Here is a 20362-nt window from a genome sequence, read left to right as displayed (position 1 = left end):
GGGTGCCGAGCTGGGGAAGCATGCAGGGATGCCAGCTCTTCAACGTACCGAGGCACGCACCCGTGCCCGACTCCTCCAGGTGCACGGCTACACCATCGACCTCGACCTGACCCGGGGCGAGACGGTGTTCGGCTGCACCACCGTGATCCGGTTCGGCAGCGCCGAGGCCGGTGCCGAGACCTTCCTCGACCTCCGCCCGCAGCTCCTGCACCGGGCCGTGCTGAACGGCACCGAGCTCGACCCGGCCGCGCTGGACGGCAACCGGCTGCCGCTGACCGGCCTGCTGGCCGAGAACGAGCTGCTGCTGGAGACCGACCAGAACTACTCCAGCACCGGCGAGGGCCTGCACCGCTATGTGGACCCCGCCGACGGCGCGGTCTACCTGTACGCGACCTGCGGCCCCGACCTGGCCCCGCTGGTCTTCCCCTGCTTCGACCAGCCCGACCTCAAGGCGCCGCTCACCATCGCGGCCACCGCCCCGGCCGACTGGAAGGTGCTCGCCAACGGCGCGGGCAAGCAGGTCGCCGAGGGGCGCTGGGAGTTCGAGCCGACGCTGCCGATCTCCACCTACCTGTTCACCGTGGTGGCGGGCCCGCTGCACTCGGTGTACGCCGAGCACGACGGCATCCCGCTCGGCCTGCACGGCCGCCGGGCGCTCGCCGCCGACCTGGACCGGGAGGCCGCGGAGCTGTTCGAGGTGACCCGGCAGTCCTTCGACCGGCTGCACGAACTCTTCGACGAGCGTTACCCGTTCGGCCGCTACGACCAGGCTTTCGTGCCCGAGTTCAACTGGGGCGCGATGGAGAACCCGGGCTGCGTGGTGTTCGCCGAGGAGATGCTCTTCCACTCCGCGCCGACCGAGGCCGAGCGGGCCGGCCGGGCCATGGTGGTGGCGCACGAGATGGCCCACATGTGGTTCGGTGACCTGGTCACCCTGCGCTGGTGGGACGACATCTGGCTGAACGAGTCGTTCGCCGAGTACCTGGGCTTCCGGGTGGCGGCCGAGGCCACCCGCTTCACCAACTCCTGGAGCGGCTTCGCGGTCAAGCGCAAGGGCTGGGGCTACGACGCCGACCAGCGCGCCAGCACCCACCCGATCGCCGCGAACGGGCTGGAGAGCGTCGCCGAGGCGATGAGCAACTTCGACGGCATCTCCTACGCCAAGGGCGCCGCCGCGCTGCGCCAGCTGGTCGCCTGGCTGGGCGACGAGGCGTTCTTCGCGGGCATCAACGAGCACTTCGCCCGGCACCGCTTCGGCAACGCCGAACTCTCGGAGTTCCTCGAGGTGTTGGCGCAGAGCAGCGGCCGGGACGTGCACGGCTGGGCGGAGAGCTGGCTGCGCACCAGCGGCGTGGACACCCTGCGGCTGGCGGTCTCGTACGAGGAGGACGGCGAGAAGATCGCCTCGGCCGAGCTGGTGCCGGACGGCAGCCGTCCGCACCTGGTCGGGCTGGGCGTCTTCGACCTGGACGGCGACGGGCGGCCGGTGCTGCGCGAGTCCTTCGCGGTGGAGGTCGAGCCGGGCCGTCCGGCCGCCCTGCCGCAGCTGGCCGGCGCACCGCGCCCGGCCCTGCTGCTGCCCAACTTCGGTGACCTCAGCTGGGCCAAGATCCGGCTGGACGAGGCCTCCTGGCGGACCGTCGCCTCCTCGCTCTCGCGGATCGAGGACCCGCTGACCCGCGCGGTGCTCTGGGAGCACGCCCGGGACCTCACCCGGGACGGCGAACTGCCGCCCGCCGCCTACCTGGACCTGGTCGCCGCGCACCTGCCGGGCGAGCCGGTGGACGCCATCGTGGAGGCGGTGCTGACCTACTCCCGGCTCCGCCTGCTGCCCTGCCTGGCGCCGGCCGAGCGTCCGGCCGCCGAGGCCCGACTCGCGGCTGTGGCACGGAAGTTGATGGCCCGTCCGGAGGCCGACCAGGGGCTGCGGCTGGCCGCGCTGAAGTCCGCGATCGAGAACGCGACCGGCCCGGAGCAGCTCGCCGAGCTGGAGCACTGGCTGGCCGACGGGGTGTCCGGGGCGGAGCTGAGCGCCTCGCTGCGCTGGGCCGCGCTGCTCCGGCTGGCGGTGCACGGCGTGATCGGCGAGGAGCGGATCGCGGTCGAGCTGGCCGCCGACCCCGGCCTCACCGCGGCCGAGGGCGCGGCCCGGGCCCGGGCCGCGCTGTCCGGCGCCGAGGAGAAGGCGCGCGCCTGGGCGCTGCTCTTCGACCCGGCGAGCGGGCTCTCCAACGCGCAGCTGAACGCGACGGCCCAGGGCTTCTGGCAGTCGGGCTCCGAGCAGTTGCAGAGCGCCTACGTGGAGCGGTACTTCGCGGAGATCCCGTCGGCCGGGAAGCGTGGCGACATCATCGCCCGCTCGCTGGCCGGCAGCCTCTTCCCGGCCTCCTGCTCCACTCCGGAGACCGTCGCGCTGGCCGAACGCACGCTGGCGGACGGTGAGTTGAGCCCGGTGCTGCGCCGGGTGCTGGCCGACCAGCTGGACGACCTGGCCAGGGCCGCCCGGATCCGGGGCTGAGCCGTACGCGGTGGCCCGGGGGTGACCCGGGCCATCGCGGGGGCTACCGCGTCAGTCGAAGGCGCCGCGGACGGCCACCGCGCGCGGCTCGTCCAGCAGGCCGAACGCCGAGGCGGTCCAGGTCTCCTCGGGGGACCGGCCCTGCCGCGGGGCGAGCGGGGTGGGCGAGACGGGCGGGTCGGTCGGCGAGGTCGTGCCGTGCACGGCGAAGACGTACGCGCCGGGCTCGACGTCCAGTCCGGCGGCGAGGGTGAAGCGGTAGATCACCGTGCCGCGCTCCTGAAGGACCGTCACCACCGTGCCCGGCAGATTGCTCCAGGGCAGGGTGCCGGGCAGCGCGGCCGGCCGGTCGAGCCGGAACTCGACCTGCAGTGCGGTGACCGGTGCGGTCACCGTCAGCTCCAGGGTGTGCCGGGTGCCGGTGAGGCCGAGCGGCCGCCGTTCGGCCCGTCCGGTCAGCACCTCGAGTGGCCTGGGGGTCGGGCTGCCACCGGGGGGCGGCGCGGCGGCGAGCGGCGGCGGGGTGGGGCCGAGGACCGGAGTGGTGGACGGCGCGGCCGACCCGGACCCGGACGGGCTCGGGGAGACCGTCGGCGAGGCGTCGGCCCCGGCGGCCGACGAGGTCGGTGCGGGGCTCCGGGACGGCGTCGGCCCGGCGGTGACCGGGCGGGCCGGGGGCGGGGTGGTCCGGGAGTGCGTGTCGGGCGTGGTCGCCGTCGCACTCGGGACGGGCGAGCCGCTCGCGACCGGCTGCGGGACGGCGTCGGGGCTCGGCGCCGGCGGGCTGGCGCCGACGTTGGTGACCCCGGGCGGGCGCCCGACGTTCTGCTGCTGGCTGACCAGCCAGGTGGTGGCCACGCTGATGCCGACCACGGTGGACATCGCCATCGCGGCGCCGGAGAACCGGAAACCGGGCAGCCGGAAGCGGGCCCCGACCGGCTTCGGCCGACCGTGCCTGGCCTGCCGTTCGTCGGGCTCGGCGAACCGCACCGTCCCGCTCTCCTCGCGGAGCGTCAACTCGCCCCCCTCCTCGCCGTCCGGACATGACACCGCCCGGGCAGCGGGCAGAGTGCTGGAGAGACTACCAGCGGTCACCTGACGGTCCGCCAGGCCCGGTGCGAAACAGCTTGATGACACTTCTGTTCCGTCAGCTCCCAGTGCTGCATGGGCTGTTGAGAGGGCGTTGCAACCTCTTTGCAACCGTTGCAGGGGAGGGCGCACTGCAGCAGGCTGGGCTGAACCCCAGCCGCCTCGGAGAGATCGTCATGCCGCGCGACCCACTGTCAGCCGCCTCGAACCCGCCGTTCGCCGCCACCCCCACGGGCGACGAGGCGGTCCGACCCGACATCGAACCCGGGCCGGTGGAGGAGATCCTGATGCTGCGGATCGCACTCGACGAGGACTCGGTGGGCGAGGTGCGCACCCGGTTCAGGTACGACCCGGACCGGCCTTACGAGGTGCTGCTCACCTTCCACCTGGGCCGCTCGGACGAGGCGGACTGGGTGTTCTCCCGTGATCTGCTCCGGGACGGCCTGCAGAGCCTGAGCGGCCAGGGCGACGTCAAGCTCTGGCCCGCGTACTGCCCCTGCCACGGCTCGACCCTGCACCTGGCGCTCGAATCGCCGCACGGCCAGGCCCTGTTGGAGGCGTCCAAGCCGAGGGTGAAGGACTGGCTGGACCGCACCTACGCCTGCGTCTCGGCCGAGGACGAGGCGGCCGCCGGGCCGACCGACGACCAGCTCGCCGCGCTGCTCAGCGAGGGCTGAGGGCCCCTCAGCCGTCCGCGGAGCGGCCGGGCCAGGAGCCCAGGCACCCCGCCCCCGGCAGCCGGAGCGCCCCGCGCAGCAGATCGGCCCGCAGTTCCCGGACGGCCGGGGCGGAGGAGGTCGGCAGCAGGTCGTACGGGTCGTCCGGAGGCAGCACCGAGACCTCGGCGGACCGGCTGAGCCGGTACGGGCGGTGGTCCAGCAGCCCGCCCAGGTAGCGCCGCAGCCGGGATATCTCGGCCCGGACGGTGACCGTCCTGGCCTTGTCGCCGAACAGTGCCTCGGCGAGCTGGGCCGCGCTCAGCCCGTCCCGGTGCACCGCGAGCAGCAGGACGAGTTCGGCGTGCCGGGGGCTGAGCGCGTGCGACCAACTGCCCACCGCGCCGCGGACGCCGAGCTCGGGCCGGGTGCCCCGGCGCAGATCCAGGGTGATTCTGGCGCCCTCGGTCTGCTCGGCGAGCCCGTCCGCCCCGGTGCCGCCGCCGAGCGGGCGGATCAGCCAGCCGTCGGCCAGCGGTTCGACCGCGCACTCGCCGAAGGTGGGCAGCCAGAGCGTGGGCGAGGAGCCGAGCCCCTCGGCGGGCAGCCGGAGCCGGGGGACCGGCGGCAGGCCGATCGTGGCGGCCGTCCAGCCCGCGCTGTCCACCACCATGGCGGGCTGTTCGACCCGGGCCAGCAGCGGGGTGGCCACCGTGCGCAGCCGGTGCAGCGCCTCCAGCTGACGGGCCTTCAGCTCGGCCTCGGCCAGCCGGGCGGCGGTGGCGGCGAGCGGCAGCAGGTAGGGCGCCATGGTGCGGGCCGGGCCGCTGAGGTTGACCGCGCCGAGCAGCTGCCCGGTGCGCGGGTCGTGGATCGGGGCGGCCACGCAGGTCCAGTCGTGGTGGCTGCGCAGGTAGTGCTCGGCGGAGTGCACCTGCATCGGGCGGCGGACCCGCAGGGCCATGCCGATGCCGTTGGTGCCCACCTCGTCCTCGACCCAGCGGGCGCCGGTCTCGAAGCCGATGCCGTCGGCGGTGCGCAGCAGCGGGCGTTCGCCCTCGTGCCAGAGCACGTGCCCCTCGCCGTCGCTGATCGCCAGGATCAGCGGGATCCCCGTGGTGGGGAGCAGCAGGGTGGAGCGGAGCACCGGGAGGATCTCCGAGAGGTGGGTCTCCCGGCGGCGGTGTTCGACCTCGGCCAGGCTCAGCCGGTAGGCGTTGCGGCCCCGCTCCGGGTCGAGCCCGAGCCGGCGCAGCCGCTCCCAGGAGTCCCCGATCTCCGGCCTGGGCTCGGGGATGTCGGGGTCCCCCGACATCGTCCGGTCGTGCAGTCGGGCCAGGTCGAGGGCCTCCGGGGTCCGGCGAGGCTGCGGGACCGCGCGATGACTCTCCAGCAAACCGGTGCCTCCCCGTCCCGTGGTGTCCCGAGACAGGTTACGACCGTCGGCGCTCCGAATGGGGGGCTTGGCAAATCTTTCGACCGTTCGGTATGGAGACGATCTGTCAGGCTCTGGCCGCATACCGGGATATTACGGAGTGTCTGATAGTAGTTGTCCCCGTGATCCCTTTTGTTCAAGCGACGTTCAGCTCCGTGCCCCTCGCCTACGACGGCAGCGGGATCGACGGCGGCCTCTACACCACGGTGACCGGCTGGGCGCAGGACGCCCCGCACTGGTTCGACCGGCTGGTCGAGGTCTGGTCGGACGTCGGTCTGGTGGTGTTCGCGCTCTTCATGCTCTACGGCTGGTGGCGGGCCAGGGCTGCCGGGCCGGTGGTGATGGCCCGGGTGCTGGCGACGCCGTTGATCGTGGTCGCCGCCTACCTGGTGAACGTGGCGCTGAAGAGCCTGGTGGAGGAGGTGCGGCCCTGTCGGCAGATCGCCGGCAGCGTCACGCTGGAGTCCTGCCCGCCGCCGGGGGACTGGTCCTTCCCGAGCAACCACTCGGTGATCGCCTTCGCCACCGCGACCGGGCTCTGGTTCGCCTGGCGGACGCTCGGCTGGGTGTGCGGGGTGGCCGCGCTGCTGATGGCCGCCTCCCGGGTCTGGGTCGGGGTGCACTACCCGCACGACGTCCTGGCCGGCGCGCTGGTCGGCATCCTGGTGGCGATCCCGCTCGCCCTGGCGGCGGGCCGGGCCGCCCCGCTGGTGGACCGGGCCCGCAGCGGCCCGCTCGGCCCGTTCCTGGGTACTGGCCCAGCGGTGGCGGGGCGGGCGCACTGACGGGCCGTCGGCTCGATGTTGTCTGTACAACTCTTGAGGGGCGGTTAATCTCCGCGCCGCCGGTCGGACGTCCGTAGGACACCTGGACGCTCCAGTCTGGCCGCCATGAGAGTCATCGTCGTAGGAGCGGGCGTGCTGGGCACCATGCACGCCTGGCAGGCCGTCGAGCGCGGCCACGAAGTCGTCCACCTGGAGCGCGAGAGCGAGGCGCGCGGCGCCTCGGTGCGCAACTTCGGCCTGGTCTGGGTCAGCGGCCGGGCCGCGGGGGAGGAGCTGGCGGTCGCGCTCCGGGCCCGCGAGCTCTGGGAGGGCATCGGCGCCAAGGTGCCCGGGCTGCACTTCCGGGGCAACGGCTCGCTCACCGTGGTCCGTACCGAGGCCGAACTCGCGGTGGCCGAACAGGCGTTGCGGCGGGACGACGCCGAGGCTCGGGGCTACCGGCTGCTGGACGCCGAGCAGACCCGGGCGGCCAACCCGGCCCTGCGCGGCAAGCTGCTCGGCGCGCTGCACTGCGACCGGGACGCCGCCGTCGAGCCCCGGATCGCCCAGCCCGCGCTGCGCGCCGCGCTGGAGGCCACCGGCCGGTACACCTTCCTGCCCGGGCGGGAGGTCCGCGAGGTGGTCGGCGAGAACGCCGTCCGGGACGACCACGGCCAGACCCACCAGGGCGACCTGGTGATCCTCTGCACCGGCGCCTGGCTCGGCGGCCTGATCCGCGAGCTGGCCCCCGAACTGCCGGTCCGCAAGGTCCGGTTGCAGATGATGCAGACCGACCCGCTGGGCGAGCCGCTGCCCACCTCGGTGGCCGACGGCGACAGCTTCCGCTACTACCCCGCGTTCGCCGGCCCCGCGCTGGAGGAGCTGCGCGCCGCCCAGCCGCAGGGCCCGGTGGCGGACGAGCACAAGATGCAGCTGCTGATGGTCCAGCGCCAGGACGGCGGCCTGACCATCGGTGACACCCACGAGTACGACCAGCCGTTCAACTTCGACGTGGTCGAGGAGCCGTACGAGCACCTGGCCGCCGTGGCCGAGGAGTTGCTCGGCCGCCCGCTGCCCCGGATCAGGCACCGCTGGGCCGGGGTGTACGCGCAGTGCGTCGACACCACCCGGGTGGTGCACCGCGAGCAGCTGCGCAGCGGCGTCTGGCTGGTCACCGGGCCCGGTGGGCGCGGGATGACCTGCTCGCCCGCGATCGCCGAGACCACCGCCCAACTCGCCAACCTGTAAGGGTAGTTCTGCAATGACTGACATCTCTCTGGTCGTGCTCGACATGGCCGGAACCACCGTGGCCGACGACGGTCTGGTCGAGCGGGCCTTCCAGGCCGCCGCCGACGGGCAGGGCGTCGAGGCGGGCAGCCCCGAGCACCAGCGGATGCTGGCGCACGTCCGGGCCACCATGGGCGAGTCGAAGATCTCGGTCTTCCGCCACCTGTTCGGCGCGGAGGAGAATGCCCAGCAGGCCAACCTGGACTTCGAGGCCGCCTACCACCGGCTGGTCGACGAGGGCCACTGCGCGGCGCTGCCCGGCGCGGCCGAGGCGATCGCCGAACTGCGCGCCTCCGGTCGCAAGGTGGTGCTCACCACCGGCTTCTCCCGGGCCACCCAGGACCGGATCCTGGACGCGCTCGGCTGGCAGTCGGTGGCCGATCTGACGCTCTGTCCGGCCGAGGCGGGCCGCGGCCGCCCGTACCCGGACCTGGCGCTGACCGCGCTGCTGCGCACCGGCACCGACTCGGTCCGCGAGCTCGCGGTGGTCGGCGACACCGGCTACGACATGCTCACCGGCGTCCGGTCCGGCGCCTCGGTGGTGGCCGGCGTGCTGACCGGGGCGCACGACCGGGAGCGGCTGCTCGCGGACGGTGCCACCCATGTGCTCGGCTCGATCGCGGAGCTGCCCGCGCTGCTGCTCGCGGGCTGACGGCCGGTCCGGCCCGGGGCGGTGGGAGCCCCGGGCCGGACCTTGCTGTTTCCGATGGCGGGTCAGCTGATGACGGGTCAGCCGCCGGCCGGGAACCTGATCGGCATCGCGTCGGTCAGCTGCGGCGGCACCACCGCGATCAGTACGGCGCTCAGACCGTGCGGACCGGCGTGCAGCACCGCGCCGCTGTCCAGCGGGCACACCGCCAGCGCGTTCCGGCGCAGCGGCAGGGTGCGGCCGTCGGGGGTGACCAGCCGGCCGCCGCCGCTGACCACGAACCAGACCTCCTCGGTGCCGGCCCGCCCGCGGGCGTCGATCCGGCTGCCGGGGGTCAGCACCAGGTGGTCCACCGCCTCCGTCTCGCTGTGGAAGAAGCCGCGCCGGGCCAGCGACTGCCCGGTGCCGTGTACGGCGCTGTCGCGCAGGGTGAGCGGGGCCTGTCCCGTCCGCGAGATGATCATGCCGCGCTCCCGTCGGTCGAGCCGGTGTCCAGCCGGCGGCCGTCCTTGGCGTTCGGCACGCCAAGGCTGGCGGTGAAGAACCGCAGCGGCAGTCCGTCGGCCCGCAGGGTGACCTGGCTGCCGAGCGGCAGGGTGACGCCGGTGCCCGGGGCCAGGACCACCTCGGTCTTCCCGGTCACGGCCTTGCCGGTGCCGTTCAGGACGAACAGGGTGTGCTCGCGGTCGTCCGACCGGAAGGTCTCCTGCTCGCCCGGGCCCAGCGTGACCAGCCGGGCCTCGCGGAGCGGGCCGCTCAGCAGCGTGGTGAGGTCGGCCGGGCCGTGTGCTTCGAGGTCGATGACGGTGGCGGTGCTCATGAGGTGCCTTCCGGAGTGACTCGGATCGCCCGTCAGCGTCGCGGCGACGGGCGGGCTGATGACTTCGATGACGATCCAGTCGAGGTCCTCGGTGCCCGGGTTGTTCAGCCGGTGCCGGGTCCCGACCGGGTTGGTGATCAGGGTGCCGGGCCCGACCGGGTGCAGCGTGCCGTTCAGCAGCAGCTCCCCCTGGCCGGAGACCACGAAGTACAGCTCCTCGGTCCGGCTGTGGTGGTGCACACCGCACTCGGCGCCGGGCGGCAGGGTGGAGATCTCGATCGCCTCCCAGCTGCCCTCCAGGCCGAGCCTGCGGGCCAGGCACTTCCAGCGCGCGACGGCCAGGCCGCCGTGCATCGCGTACACGTCGGAGGCGCCGCCGGGCGCCGCGACGATCAGCTCGTCGGCGTACTCGACTGCCGTGATGGTGGGGGTCGGCCGCATGCCGCTCTCCTCCTCGGATCCTCGGGTGCTCGGGCGGGCGTGCTCGGGCGGGTGTCGTTCTGCCACCCATCGTGCGGAGCCCGTGGTCCCGGATGCCTGGGGCAGGCGTCACCAACCGGTCCCGATCGGCGGCCGGACTTCGTCTGACAGCGGCTCGTCCATGTGCGAACATGTCCACCGCCAAAGACAATTGATGATCAGCCAGGGGGACTTGCATGATCAGAACCGGCACGCCGCAGCCCGTACCCGGGTGGGACAGCAGCGAGATGAACGGCGCGTACCTGGACAAGACGCTGCGGCACGCGCCGGTCGAGACGGCGCTGGACGACCGGGTCGCCCTGCGCACCCTGCTCGGCCTGCTGGCGCCGGCCTTCATCATCGGCACCGTGGTCGCGGTGACCCTCCTGGTGACGGGCCTGCTGATCGCTATGGCCGGGGGCGAGTTCGAGTCCGCCGTCAGCAGCTACGGCAGCCGGTACGGCGAGAGTGAGGGCGGCAGCGGTTTCGGGGTCTTCCTGCTGATGGCCGCCGTCCCCGCCTCCTGGATCGCCTTCCTGCTGGTGCTGCTGTTCCAGCGGGTGATCGAACCGATCGCCGAGTGGCGGGTGCTGCTGCACGAGCGGGCCGACAGCGACTCGGCGTACGCGCAGATCCGGATGGTGGTGCTGCAGCGCGGCTACCCGCTGGCCACCCAGGACGAGTGGACGGCGGCCGGCCCCGGCGGCCGTGACCTGGTCAAGCGGCTGGTGCTGAGCCAGGGCGACTGCACCGCGCACGTCGCGGTCTTCACCTACGGCAACGGCCTCTACCTGGGCTGGCAGATGTGGCGCTCGCGCCGGTCCAGCCGGCTGATCGGCCAGTACTTCCGCGACATCATCGGCGGCTTCACCGGCAAGGCCGACCTGCAGTGGGCGATGGCCAGGACCGAGCAGGTCCGCGCCATGCGCGAGGCCGTGCACGCCGCCTGCCGGGAGGGCCTGGTGGTGGCGATCGAGGGCCGTCAGGTGCCGCTCAGCGCGGGCTTCCCGGACGGGCGGATCCCGCTGGTCAAGCAGGCGGGTGCGACGGTGCCGGTTTCGGGTGGTACCGGGACGTTCCCCGGCTACCAGCCGCCCGCTGCGCCGGTGGGTCCCGTTGCTCCTCCCGTGCCGCCTGCTCCGTCGCTGGGCCCGGTCACGCCGCCCGCCCCGCCGGTGGCGCCGCCCGGCCAGTGGTCCGGTGGCCCGACCGGCCAGGGGTGACGGTGGATCAGCGGGAGCCCGGTGTCCTGGTCGGCGCCGACGGCGCCGGCGGGCACACCGCCCGGCTCGCCCTGCGGATCGCTCCGGCCCCGGGCCTGGCCGAGCACCGGGGCTACCTGGCGCTCGGCGAGGAGCACCGCCGGGCCGAGGCCGAGGCCGCCGAACTGGCCTGGCTGTCCGGGCTCTGCCGCCCCGGCGGCCGGTTCGAACTGCGCTGCACCGGCGGTACGGGCGGCCCGCTCCGGGTCGCCCTGCTGGCCCGGGCGGACGCGCCGACCCCGGCCGCGGCGGTCGCCGCCGCCCGGGCCGCGATCTGCGGCCTGCCCGCCCATGTGATCGCCGAACCGGCCGATGTGGCAGTCGAGTTGAACGCGCTGACGGCGGACGGCAGCCTGCCCGCCACGGTGGACCTGCGGGAGATCCGCAAGCGGATCGACGTCCGGCCCATCGCCCGGGCGAGTTCGCCCCGCCGGCAGGCCGCCACCGCCGCGCCGCTCGCCCCGAGCGGCCGATCCTGGGAGCTGCTCTGGACCGAGCTGGCCAGGCAGCCGGTGCCCACCGCCCTCTCGGTCGCCCTGGAACCGGTCCAACTGCTGCCCGAGGCCGGGCTGTTGTTCCACCAGTTCGCCGAGCTCTACGCCCGGCTGGCCGCCCCGGTGGACGGGAACCCGCTCTGGCAGGGCGCCCGCCGGGGCGATCCGGCGGCCGAGGCGGGCCGCGACTTCTTCGACGACGCGATCCGCCGCTACCTCGGCCCGGTCTACCGGCTGCGGATCACCCTGGCAGCCGCCGGTCCGCTGCCGCCCGGGCTGGCCCAGCTGGCCGCCGACCAGGTCGGTGGGGCGGTGCTCGCTCCGGAGCCGTCCGAACGTGGCCTGGCCTGGCACAACTTCACCACCCTCGCGCTGGATCCGCTGCCCCTTACGCACCGTCCGCCGGTGGACCAGGGCGACTGGGGCGACGTCGAGCAGGAGCTGTCCGGGCTGGTCGACCGGCACGAGGCGGCGGCCGCGTTCCGGCTCCCGTACGAGTTCACCGGGCGCGCCGTCCGGCTGTTCGACCGGCCGGCTCCCGCCGCCGTGCCCCCGTCCGCCCCGGTCGCCGCGCCGACCGCTCTCCCACCCCTGATCTGAAAGGCCCTCAGCTGTGCCCCAGTTCACCATCGCCTTCGACGGCACCGACGACGACGTCCGGGAGGACGCCGAAGCCCTTCAGCAGCACCTCGACCAGGACGGCGAGCTGCGCGGCCTGACCACCGGTCGGATCCGCCCGCCCCGGCCGGGCGAGCAGGGCGGCATCGCCGACGCGGTCCAGTACGCGGCCGAGCTCGGCCCGCTGGTGATCGGCCCGTTCTGCGTCTGGCTGGAGGCCCGGCTGCGGAAGAGCGGCGTCTCGCTGGAGCTGCGCCGCCCGGACGGCACCGAGCTGCGGATCTCCGCCGACTCCACCCGGGACAGTGCCGAACTGCTCGACCAGGTCGCGGAGTTCCTGGCGGAGTGAGCTCCTGGCCACTGCTGCCCGACCGGTCCTCCTCCTGGGCGGTGCTGATCGCGGTCGGGGCGTACGCGGAGCTGCCCGCGATGCCGGAGGCGGTCCGTTCGGCCGAGCTGCTGGCCGATCATCTCGGCGGCCCCGACGGGGTGTTCGCACCCGATCGGGTGCTCCGGGTCTTCGATCCGCAGAGCACCCGGGAGGTGCTCGACCGGATCGCCTGGGCGGCCGGCCGGGCCGACGGCACGCTGCTCGTCTACTACGCGGGCCACGGTGTGACCGGCGGTGCCGGGCGGCTGCACTTCGCGCTGCCCGGCACCGCCGACGCCCCCGACCAGGTGGGCCGGACCGCGCTGTCCGCCGACGCCGCGTTCGCTGCGATGGGCCGACGGGCCGCGCACCGGGTGGCGGTGCTGGACTGCTGCTTCGCGGGCCGGGCCCTGGACGAGCCGGCCGCCGCGGACCTGCACCTGTTCACCGCCGTGGACCGGGGCCGCAAGGCGCTGCTCAACCAGGAGCTCGGACTCACCCGCTTCGCCGAGGAGCTGCTGCGGCTGTTCGCGGACGGGGTGCCGGACGCCGCCGACCACCTCACCCTCGACCTGCTGCACCATCAACTGGCGATCACCCTGGCTCAGTTGCCCTCCCCGCTGCCCCGCACCTATCAGGCCCCGATCCCGCTGCAGCGCACCATCGACGCCAGCGGCAGCCTCGCCTTGGCCCGCAACCGGGCCCACGGCACCGCCCGCACCGAGCCGGGCCTGCGGGCCAGAGCCGCCTTCGCCTACCGCCAGTTCGCCGTCCGGCACCACCGCCAGCCCTGGCACCAGCCCCAGGCCACCCGGCTGCTGCACACCATCGCCACCGACGCGGCCGCATCCCTGGGCCCGGCCCACCCGCTCACCCTGCAACTCCGCAACGCCCACGCCCGGGCGGTCGGCGCCACCGAGGGCCCTGCCGCCGCCCTGGCCCTGCTGGAACCCCTCGCTGTGGAAGCCCTTGCCGCCCTCCCTGCCGGCTCCCCGGTGCTCGCGGTGATCCTGGCTTCGCTCGCGGAGCACCGAGCCTGACACCGGGGCCTTGTTCATCCAGACGGGGACATCAGCCTCGTCTCCCCGGTGCTCGAGGCCGGCTTGGCCTACGCTGGCCGGGCACCCTAGGAGGCGCCCGTGAGTACAGCGCCACAGCAGCATGATGGGGAGCTGATTCCCCGGCCCGAGGAGACCCCGGACGCTCTCCGTGCGGCCCTGGCCGTCGTGGCACCGGACCGCCTTGACGAGATGCAGGCAGACCTCAACAAGGCGTTCGCCGAGGCCAGCCGGGAGGACAGCATCACCCCGGTGAAGGCATTCCTGATCCAGTGGGCGACCGTCGTGGAGATCGAGCGTCACCCCGAACGCGCGCGGGAGTTCCACCGCGCCGAGTACCTGGTGCAGATCGAGGACGACGACGCGAGATTCCGCGAGCACATGACGCTCATCACCACCACCCTCCGCGAGGCGCGGGCGGCGGTGCAGGGGTGAGTTGGTCGTAGGAGTACTGGACCAGCAAGGAAGAGATCGTTCGGGCAGCCGAAGTGCAGTACCTGGACGGCACCGCCTGGCAGGGCCCCAACCCGAAGTCCGCCGACATGCGCGTTCCGGGCGGCATGTTCAGCTACACGATCATCATCCGCAAGGAACGGGTCTACGTTCTCCAGATCACCTGCCTCGACTTCTAGAGCCGCCTCAGGCGGCGTTCACCTGGTGGTGGACAAGAGCACCGGGCAGGAGTGCGCCCGGCTGTCGGAAGTACGTGAACGGGGTGGCTCAGTAGAAGAAGCCGACCCGGTCGACGAGCAGGTGGGTGTAGCCGCCCGAGCCATTGAAGAAGGACACGTGGCCGTCGGCGGAGATCTTGGAGGTGGTGAGGTTGGCTACGGTCCGGCCGGCGGTGAAGTTGAGGTTCGAGGCCGTCGGTCGGCCGGTGTCGTCGGGGAAGACGGTGAGATAGCCGGGTGCGGTGGGTGTGACCACGGTCGTGTTCAGGACCACCGCCCGGGCCGGGAACCAGCCTTCATGCATTATGCCCAGGTCGTGGACGTCTACCGGCCTGGTGGTGAGGGGGCTGATGCTGCCGCCGCCTCCGGTTTCCCGGGTGTCGGTGAGCCGCTTCGGCAGTGTGGGGACGAAAGCGAGACCACCAGAGGCGGTGTAGTAGCCCTGGAGGTCGACCAGCAGGTCGACTGGGGCGGACGAGCCGTTGTAGAGGGTCACGGTCCCGTCCCCGCCAGTCTTGACGATGACGGCGTTGGGGACGATCCGGCCGCTGGCGAAGTTGAGGTTCGAGGCGTTGGGACGCGGGGTGCCGCCCGGGTGGACGGTGACGTGCCCGGATGCCTTGGCGTTGACGGCGGTGACGTTCAGGGTCACTGCCTCGACGCCTTGAGCGGGGAGACCGGCCGTGCCCGCGACAGCAATGGTGAGTTGGCCGTTCGCCGGCACCGTCCGGGCTGTTCCGGTCGGGGACTCGGGGCGGGTGTCCAGCAGCCGGACCGGGGAGAGCGGCGTGTATCCGTACCCGGGCGAGCCGGACTGCCGGTAGTAGCCCGCGATGTCGACCACGACGTCGGTGGTGCCGGCCGAGCCGTTGTAGATCAGGGCACTCCTGGTGTCGACGGTCACCAGGTTGGCCACCACCTCACCGGCCTCGAAATTCAGTGACGAGGTCTCGGGCAGCGCCCAACGGTAGACCGTCAGGAAGCCTGGCTCCTTCGGGTTGACCGCCGTGACGTTCAGGACCAGGGCGGTCACGTCGGCGGGGATGCTGTCCGGTACCTTCACGGCCCTGGTTGCCCGGGCGGGGATCGGGCCCGTTCGGCCGCCGGCGTCGGGGTCCGGGTCGGTCCTGGTGTCGAGCACCCGGGTCGGCGGGACGGGGGTGTAGCCGTTGCCGCTGGTGTAGGCGGTGACGGTGGTGGAGGCCGAGGCGGTGGAGCTCAGGGCCGTCACGGTGACCTGGTAGGTGCCCAGCCGGACGTAACTGTGGTCGAGGACCAGGGTGAAGGGCGATTGGCCGACGGGGAGTTGGGCCGAGCTGCCGTCCCCCCAGTCGACGGTCACGGTGGTGGGTCCGGTCCAGGAGTGGAGCAGCTGGCCGTCGAGGGCCACGGCGCGCGAGCCCTTCCACGTGCCGTTCACGTGCAATTTCATGCAGTCGGTGCGCTCGACCGCGCCGCGGTCGTGATAGCCGACCCCGGTGCCCCGGTTGGGCACGGCGGGGTCGTCGGAACGCTCCCGGCCGTAGAAGTCGAGGGCGAGCTGACCCGGCACGGCGGCATCCGCGGAGTCCACCGTGCCAGAGCCGGCGTCGGGCACATCGTGCTGGCGGCACTCGTCGTAGGAGGTCGTCGCCGAGCCGGTCAGGTCGTGAGAGCCCTGGCCGGTGGCCGTGCGGAACGTGTCCAGCGAGGCGTACGCGGTGCCGGCCCAGATGTACGGGCTGCCTTCGCCGACGTCGAAGAGGTTGTAGTCGCTGACGGTCCGCTCCGTCGAGTCGGCCGAGACCCGCACCCCCTGCGATCCGCCACAGGTGCTCCCCTTCATCACGGTGGCGATCACGTTGTTCCGCACCGAACTGCCCGTCGAACCGGCATCGAGCCCGATCACGATGCCGCAGTCGGCGTGGAGCGTGTTTCCGGTGATCACGGTGCCCGGGGCGCCGTTCACCGCAACGAGCGGCGGCACCGGCGGAGATGTCCGGCCGATCACGGAGGTCGACAGCACACTGGTGGTCAGGACCGTTTCGGTGGATCCCTGCTCCACGACCAGACCAGCAGCGAAGACCCGAGCGGCGATCGTGTCCCGGGCCAGGACGACCCTGCTGGAGCCGTCGGTGATCCGGAGGGCGGTCCCCGAATCCGGGGTGTCGAAGGCGGAGCGTTCCAACGTCACGTTGTGGGCGTCGGAGACGACGGCGTTGCCACCGGAGGCGGACACGCCACGGATGACCACGTGCGACACCCCCGACACCGTCAGACCGTCCACGCCGAAGTAGGGACGGTACCGGACGTCCAGCTCGCCTTCGTCCTTCAAGCGGATCGTGATCGGCGCCTCGGCAGTACCCGAGCGGGTGACCCGAACCGACTCCCGGTACGTACCGGCTGCCACACTGACGGTCTGTCCCGGACCGGCCAGGTCCACCGCCCGCTGGACCGAGCAGAACGGAGCGGTCTCGCTACCGGGGCCGGAGTCGGAACAGGACACACGGGAGCCGTCCACGAAGAGCTCCGCCCCGGAGGTGGCACGCGCGACGGCAGGCAGCATCAAACTCGCCCCCAGGACCGCAATGCCTATGGCAATACGGACTATTCGCACCTGAACCCCCGTGTTTTAGGAACGCCCCCAGAGTCGATCACGGTGGAGTCTCCCCCGGATCACCGAGGTGCTGTCAAACCGCACCCCGGTCCGGCCGGTCCGCCGGATTATTCGCTGTCGGAAGGGCGGTGCGGGCAGTGAGGATGGCGGTGCGTCAGCAACCCGTCGAAAGGACCGTCATGTCTCAGCTCGTCCGTATCGGTGACCCGGCCGGGGTCGCTCCCAGTGGCCGGTACAGCCACGTGGTGGTCGGCAGTGGTCGGCAGGTGTTCGTGTCCGGGCAGGTGGCCTTCGACGAGCAGGGGAAGCTGGTGGGGGAGGGGGATGCGCTGGCGCAGGCGCGGCAGGTGTTCGGGAACATCGGGCGGTGTCTGGCGGCGGCCGGGGCCGGGTTCGAGCATCTGGCGAAGCTGACCGTTTTCGTCACCGACATCGGGTACCTGCCGGCCGTCCGGACGGCGTGGGACGAGGCGCTGGGGAGCGCGCATGCCCCGGCCAGTTCGGCCGTTCAGGTGGCCGGGCTGTTCCAGCCGGGGCTGCTGGTGGAGATCGAGGCGTACGCCGTCGTCCCGGAGGCGGGTCAGAGCTCGTAGTCGAACCAGATCCGGTGGGTGCCGTCGGCGTCCACCTGGAGGCCGCCGGCGCCGGTGATGCCCGTCAGGTCGCCGGTGCCGCTGGAGGGGACGATCAGGAAGAAGCGGTCGGTCGGCTCGGCGCCCGCGGTGGTCATCGAGTGGACGAAGTTGAACGCGCCGGAGCGGCCGTTCAGGGTGCCCTCGAAGGACTCCATCGCCAGGTAGGTGCCGACCCCGGCCGCCTGGTCGTACGCGCCGGTGAAGACGGTGGCCGAACGGCCCGCCGCCTCGCCCTCGTACTGCTTCTCCATGATCGCGACGCCGACCGGCAGCGCGGTCTCCACGACCGGATCGATCGTCAGCTCGGCCGGGACGAAGCTCTTCACGGTGAAGGTGCTGGAAGCTCTCATGCGGCGGATCGTACGGCGGGGCACTGACAGCGGCGGCGGATCAGCGCGCCGACGGCGGGTCGGGCCAGCCGCCCCGGGCCGCCAGGTCGAGGACCAGCGCGCCGATGTTCCAGGCGTCGTCCTCGCCCCGGTGGTGCCGGCCTTCCAAGGGGAGGCCGGCGATCTCCAGGGCCTGGGCCATGCCGGGGCGTTTGCGCAGCCCGTACACCTCGGTGAAGACGGCCTTGGCGTTCACGTGGTGCTGTCCGAAGGGGTACTCGACCCGGGTGGACCGGCACTGGCGGGTGAACTGGTTGCGGTCGTAGTCGCCCCAACTTGCCCACGGGAGGCGGCCGGTGTCGTGTGCGGCGGCCAGCTGCCGGCACGCCTCGGTGAAGCTCACCCCGGCGTCCACCTCGGCCTGGGTCAGGCCGGTCAGCCGGGTGCAGAAGGCGCTGACCGAGGAGCGGGCGGGGCGCACCACGATCCGGTGCCGCCCCACCCGCTGCCCGCTGTCGAGGTCGACCACGGTGAGGCCGATCTCGATGATCTCGCTCACCGCGCCCACCGGGGGCATGCCCTCCCAGCAGGTCGCCTCGATGTCCACCACGTTCAGCAGTCCGGCCGTCCTGTCCATCCGCCGAGGGTAGGTGGGCACGGTCGCTGGGTCACCCGGATTAACCTCAGTGCAGGGTGCCCGCGTAGCGCTGGGTGAACCGGGTGCCGGTGGCGGCGGTCACGATGACGTCGTAACGGCCTTGGTCCAGCGCCCAGTTCAGGGTGCGGGTGGACTGGGCCGGGACCCAGACGGACTGCGCCGGGGTGCCGAAGTCGTTCGGGGTGGCGGCGAAGTAGGCGGCCGTCTGCCCCGCGTTGGTGAGGGTCAGGGTCAGCGCGGAACCGGCCACGGCGGCGGTCACCACCGGGACGGCCACGTCGTCCTGCCCGGCCGGCACCACCGACCCCGCGAACCGGCGGACGAAGCCGTCCGGCCCGTGCACGGTGAAGTCGTACCGGCCGTCGGTGGCGGCGGTGTCCCAGACGTAGCTCGCGGAGGCACCGGCGGCGACGGTGTACGGGGTGCCCGCGAAGGCGTACGCGATGTTCGGGTAGACCGTGTAGGGGAAGGCCACCGAACCGGAGTTGGCCAGCGTGCAGGTGACCTTGCCGGTGGCCCGGTCGACCGTGACGTCGGCCCACGGCCGGTACGGCAGGCGGCGGTGCGGGCGGGCGCCGGGCTCCTGGACGGGCATCGCCTGGGCGCCGATCGCGGGGAGCTTGACGGCCGGCAGGGAAGCGGCGGCGTCCGCCTTGGCCATCAGCGCGGCGGTGTCCGGCAGGGTGGGCAGCGAGAGGTCGGGGGCGCTGAAGTCGAAGCAGCTGGTCAGGTCGCCGCTGACGGCCCGTCGCCAGGCGGAGATGTTCGGCTCCTGCACGCCGGTCACCACCTCGAGCAGCCGGAGTACCGAAGTGTGGTCGAACACCTGGGAGTTGACCCAGCCGCCGCGCGACCACGGCGAGGCGACCCAGCACGGCACCCGGTTGCCGAAACCGATCGCCCGGCCCTGGGTGAACTCGTTCGCGGTGCCCGCCTCGGGGGTGGGCGGCACCATGTGGTCGAAGTAGCCGTCGTTCTCGTCGTACATCACCACGTAGGCCGTGTGCTTCCACACCTCGGGGTTGGCCATCAGCGACTGGAGCGCGGTGTTCACCCAGTGCGCCCCGTAGTTGGGGTTGGCCGCCGGGTGCTCGCTGAACAGGTACGGGGCGACCAGCCAGGAGACCGTGGGCAGGGTGCCCGCCTTGCAGTGCTGGTCGAAGGCGGTCAGGTCCCACTTGGTCATCGCGTTGATGTAACGCGGGTCGGTGGCCGGGAAGTTGTGGAACTGCTTGAAGTAGGAGAGCGCGTTGTCGTCGTAGTCGCCGGTCCGCTCGTCCTTGCTCGGGTTGTGGTAGACCCGCCAGCTCACCCCGGCGTCCTGCAGCCGCTCGGCGTAGGTGGTCCAGTCGGCCACCGGGTTGTCGGTGACCGGGGTGTTGTCGATCCACGGGCCGGTGGTGCCGTCCACGCCGGGGCCCGAGGTGCCGGTCCACAGGTAGAGCCGGTTCGGGTCGGTCGGCCCGGCCAGCGAGGTGAAGTAGGCGTCGCAGAGCGTGAACGCGTCGGCCAGCGCGTACTGGTAGGGCACGTCGGCGCGGGTGAAGTAGCCCATCGCGCGCTCGCCCTTGGCCGGGATCCACTTGTTCATCGCGCCGTTGTTGATCGCCTGGTGGCCGGTGGCCCAGTCGTGCGGGAGGCCGCCGGCGTTCTGCGCGTTGTACTTGCTGGTGTCCATCCGGTACGGCAGCATCACGCCGCCGTCGCTGCGGCCCGCGTCGGGCTGGCGGAACACGTTGCCGCCGTCCGGGAACTGGAGCGCCTGCTTGTCGTCGAAGCCCCGGACGCCGTTCAGGGTGCCGAAGTAGTGGTCGAAGCTGCGGTTCTCCTGCATCAGGATCACCACGTGCCGGATGTCGGCGACCGTGCCGGTGAGCCCGACGGAGCCGGGGGTGGCGGCGGAGGCGGTCTCGGCGGGCAGGCCGACCAGGGCGGCGGCGCCGGCGGCCGCGGTGGCCCCGACGAAGGTGCGACGGCTGAACTCGGTCATCGGA

20 protein-coding genes are annotated in these 20362 nt (G+C 72.8%); 12 read left to right on the top strand and 8 right to left on the bottom strand.

Annotated elements, in window-relative coordinates:
* The first annotated feature begins 28 nt into the window (after window positions 1-28).
* Window positions 29-2518 (top strand): aminopeptidase N, encoded by a 2490-nt coding sequence (gene pepN / locus F4556_RS09250; protein ID WP_184913294.1) that lies wholly within the window; start codon window positions 29-31, stop codon window positions 2516-2518.
* A gap of 51 nt (window positions 2519-2569) precedes the next feature.
* On the opposite strand, the gene F4556_RS09245 is transcribed toward pepN, so the two are convergent.
* The gene (locus F4556_RS09245) at window positions 2570-3613 is read right to left on the bottom strand and encodes a hypothetical protein (protein ID WP_184913292.1); all 1044 of its coding nucleotides are present in this window, start codon (window positions 3611-3613) and stop codon (window positions 2570-2572) included.
* 170 nt (window positions 3614-3783) lie between these two features.
* Here F4556_RS09245 and F4556_RS09240 point away from each other — a divergent pair, with 170 nt between their 5' ends.
* Window positions 3784-4284: an SsgA family sporulation/cell division regulator gene (locus F4556_RS09240; protein WP_184913290.1), complete on the top strand. Its 501-nt coding sequence runs from the start codon at window positions 3784-3786 to the stop codon at window positions 4282-4284.
* Between the two features lie 7 nt (window positions 4285-4291).
* Here F4556_RS09240 and F4556_RS09235 read toward each other — a convergent pair whose 3' ends face one another.
* A complete protein-coding gene (locus F4556_RS09235) occupies window positions 4292-5659 on the bottom strand; it encodes a helix-turn-helix domain-containing protein (protein ID WP_246510988.1) in 1368 nt (455 codons plus the stop codon).
* 194 nt (window positions 5660-5853) lie between these two features.
* Between F4556_RS09235 and F4556_RS09230 the strand changes: the two genes are divergently transcribed.
* From F4556_RS09230 to F4556_RS09220, 3 genes are all read left to right on the top strand, one after another.
* On the top strand, window positions 5854-6483 hold the full coding sequence (locus F4556_RS09230; protein WP_313068220.1) for a phosphatase PAP2 family protein: 630 nt from the start codon (window positions 5854-5856) through the stop codon (window positions 6481-6483).
* A gap of 105 nt (window positions 6484-6588) precedes the next feature.
* The gene (locus F4556_RS09225) at window positions 6589-7710 is read left to right on the top strand and encodes a TIGR03364 family FAD-dependent oxidoreductase (RefSeq protein WP_184913284.1); all 1122 of its coding nucleotides are present in this window, start codon (window positions 6589-6591) and stop codon (window positions 7708-7710) included.
* Between the two features lie 13 nt (window positions 7711-7723).
* Window positions 7724-8401, top strand: coding sequence for a phosphonatase-like hydrolase (locus F4556_RS09220; protein WP_184913282.1), 678 nt, complete (start codon window positions 7724-7726; stop codon window positions 8399-8401).
* Between the two features lie 77 nt (window positions 8402-8478).
* On the opposite strand, the gene F4556_RS09215 is transcribed toward F4556_RS09220, so the two are convergent.
* Together F4556_RS09215 and F4556_RS09210 are read right to left on the bottom strand one after the other, a co-directional pair.
* The gene (locus tag F4556_RS09215; RefSeq protein ID WP_184913280.1) at window positions 8479-8862 is read right to left on the bottom strand and encodes a cupin domain-containing protein; all 384 of its coding nucleotides are present in this window, start codon (window positions 8860-8862) and stop codon (window positions 8479-8481) included.
* Complete coding sequence (locus F4556_RS09210; protein ID WP_184913279.1) at window positions 8859-9659, bottom strand: cupin domain-containing protein; 801 nt, start codon at window positions 9657-9659, stop codon at window positions 8859-8861. Before F4556_RS09210 ends, F4556_RS09215 begins: the two co-directional genes overlap by 4 nt.
* Window positions 9660-9874: 215 nt before the next feature.
* Between F4556_RS09210 and F4556_RS09205 the strand changes: the two genes are divergently transcribed.
* From F4556_RS09205 to F4556_RS09180, 6 genes are all read left to right on the top strand, one after another.
* Window positions 9875-10900, top strand: coding sequence for a hypothetical protein (locus F4556_RS09205; RefSeq protein WP_184913277.1), 1026 nt, complete (start codon window positions 9875-9877; stop codon window positions 10898-10900).
* Between the two features lie 2 nt (window positions 10901-10902).
* Entirely contained in the window at window positions 10903-12033 is a 1131-nt protein-coding gene (locus F4556_RS09200; RefSeq protein WP_184913275.1) for a hypothetical protein, read from the top strand.
* A 13-nt stretch (window positions 12034-12046) separates the two neighbouring features.
* Window positions 12047-12400: an effector-associated constant component EACC1 gene (locus tag F4556_RS09195; RefSeq protein ID WP_184913274.1), complete on the top strand. Its 354-nt coding sequence runs from the start codon at window positions 12047-12049 to the stop codon at window positions 12398-12400.
* Entirely contained in the window at window positions 12397-13461 is a 1065-nt protein-coding gene (locus F4556_RS09190) for a caspase family protein (RefSeq protein WP_184913272.1), read from the top strand. Before F4556_RS09195 ends, F4556_RS09190 begins: the two co-directional genes overlap by 4 nt.
* 99 nt (window positions 13462-13560) lie before the next feature.
* The gene (locus F4556_RS09185) at window positions 13561-13914 is read left to right on the top strand and encodes a DUF6247 family protein (RefSeq protein ID WP_184913270.1); all 354 of its coding nucleotides are present in this window, start codon (window positions 13561-13563) and stop codon (window positions 13912-13914) included.
* Between the two features lie 53 nt (window positions 13915-13967).
* Complete coding sequence (locus tag F4556_RS09180; RefSeq protein ID WP_184913269.1) at window positions 13968-14111, top strand: hypothetical protein; 144 nt, start codon at window positions 13968-13970, stop codon at window positions 14109-14111.
* A gap of 88 nt (window positions 14112-14199) precedes the next feature.
* On the opposite strand, the gene F4556_RS39020 is transcribed toward F4556_RS09180, so the two are convergent.
* Window positions 14200-16650: a DUF1565 domain-containing protein gene (locus F4556_RS39020; protein WP_184913268.1), complete on the bottom strand. Its 2451-nt coding sequence runs from the start codon at window positions 16648-16650 to the stop codon at window positions 14200-14202.
* Window positions 16651-16925: 275 nt separating this feature from the next.
* Between F4556_RS39020 and F4556_RS09170 the strand changes: the two genes are divergently transcribed.
* A complete protein-coding gene (locus tag F4556_RS09170; protein WP_184913266.1) occupies window positions 16926-17339 on the top strand; it encodes a RidA family protein in 414 nt (137 codons plus the stop codon).
* On the opposite strand, the gene F4556_RS09165 is transcribed toward F4556_RS09170, so the two are convergent.
* The 3 genes from F4556_RS09165 to F4556_RS09155 are packed head-to-tail and all read right to left on the bottom strand — an operon-like array spanning window position 17327 to window position 20358.
* Window positions 17327-17731: a DUF3224 domain-containing protein gene (locus F4556_RS09165; protein ID WP_184913264.1), complete on the bottom strand. Its 405-nt coding sequence runs from the start codon at window positions 17729-17731 to the stop codon at window positions 17327-17329. The two genes, F4556_RS09170 and F4556_RS09165, sit on opposite strands and share 13 nt — an antisense overlap.
* Window positions 17732-17771: 40 nt before the next feature.
* Complete coding sequence (locus tag F4556_RS09160; RefSeq protein ID WP_184913262.1) at window positions 17772-18347, bottom strand: 3'-5' exonuclease; 576 nt, start codon at window positions 18345-18347, stop codon at window positions 17772-17774.
* 46 nt (window positions 18348-18393) lie between these two features.
* Window positions 18394-20358 carry a phosphocholine-specific phospholipase C gene (locus tag F4556_RS09155; RefSeq protein ID WP_184913260.1) on the bottom strand — a complete coding sequence of 655 codons (1965 nt, stop codon included), beginning with the start codon at window positions 20356-20358 and terminating at the stop codon, window positions 18394-18396.
* Window positions 20359-20362 lie beyond the last annotated feature (4 nt).

This window comes from Kitasatospora gansuensis, assembly GCF_014203705.1.
In the GTDB taxonomy this organism is placed as follows: Bacteria; Actinomycetota; Actinomycetes; order Streptomycetales; family Streptomycetaceae; genus Kitasatospora; species Kitasatospora gansuensis.
This window is presented reverse-complemented; position numbering and strand designations above follow the sequence as displayed.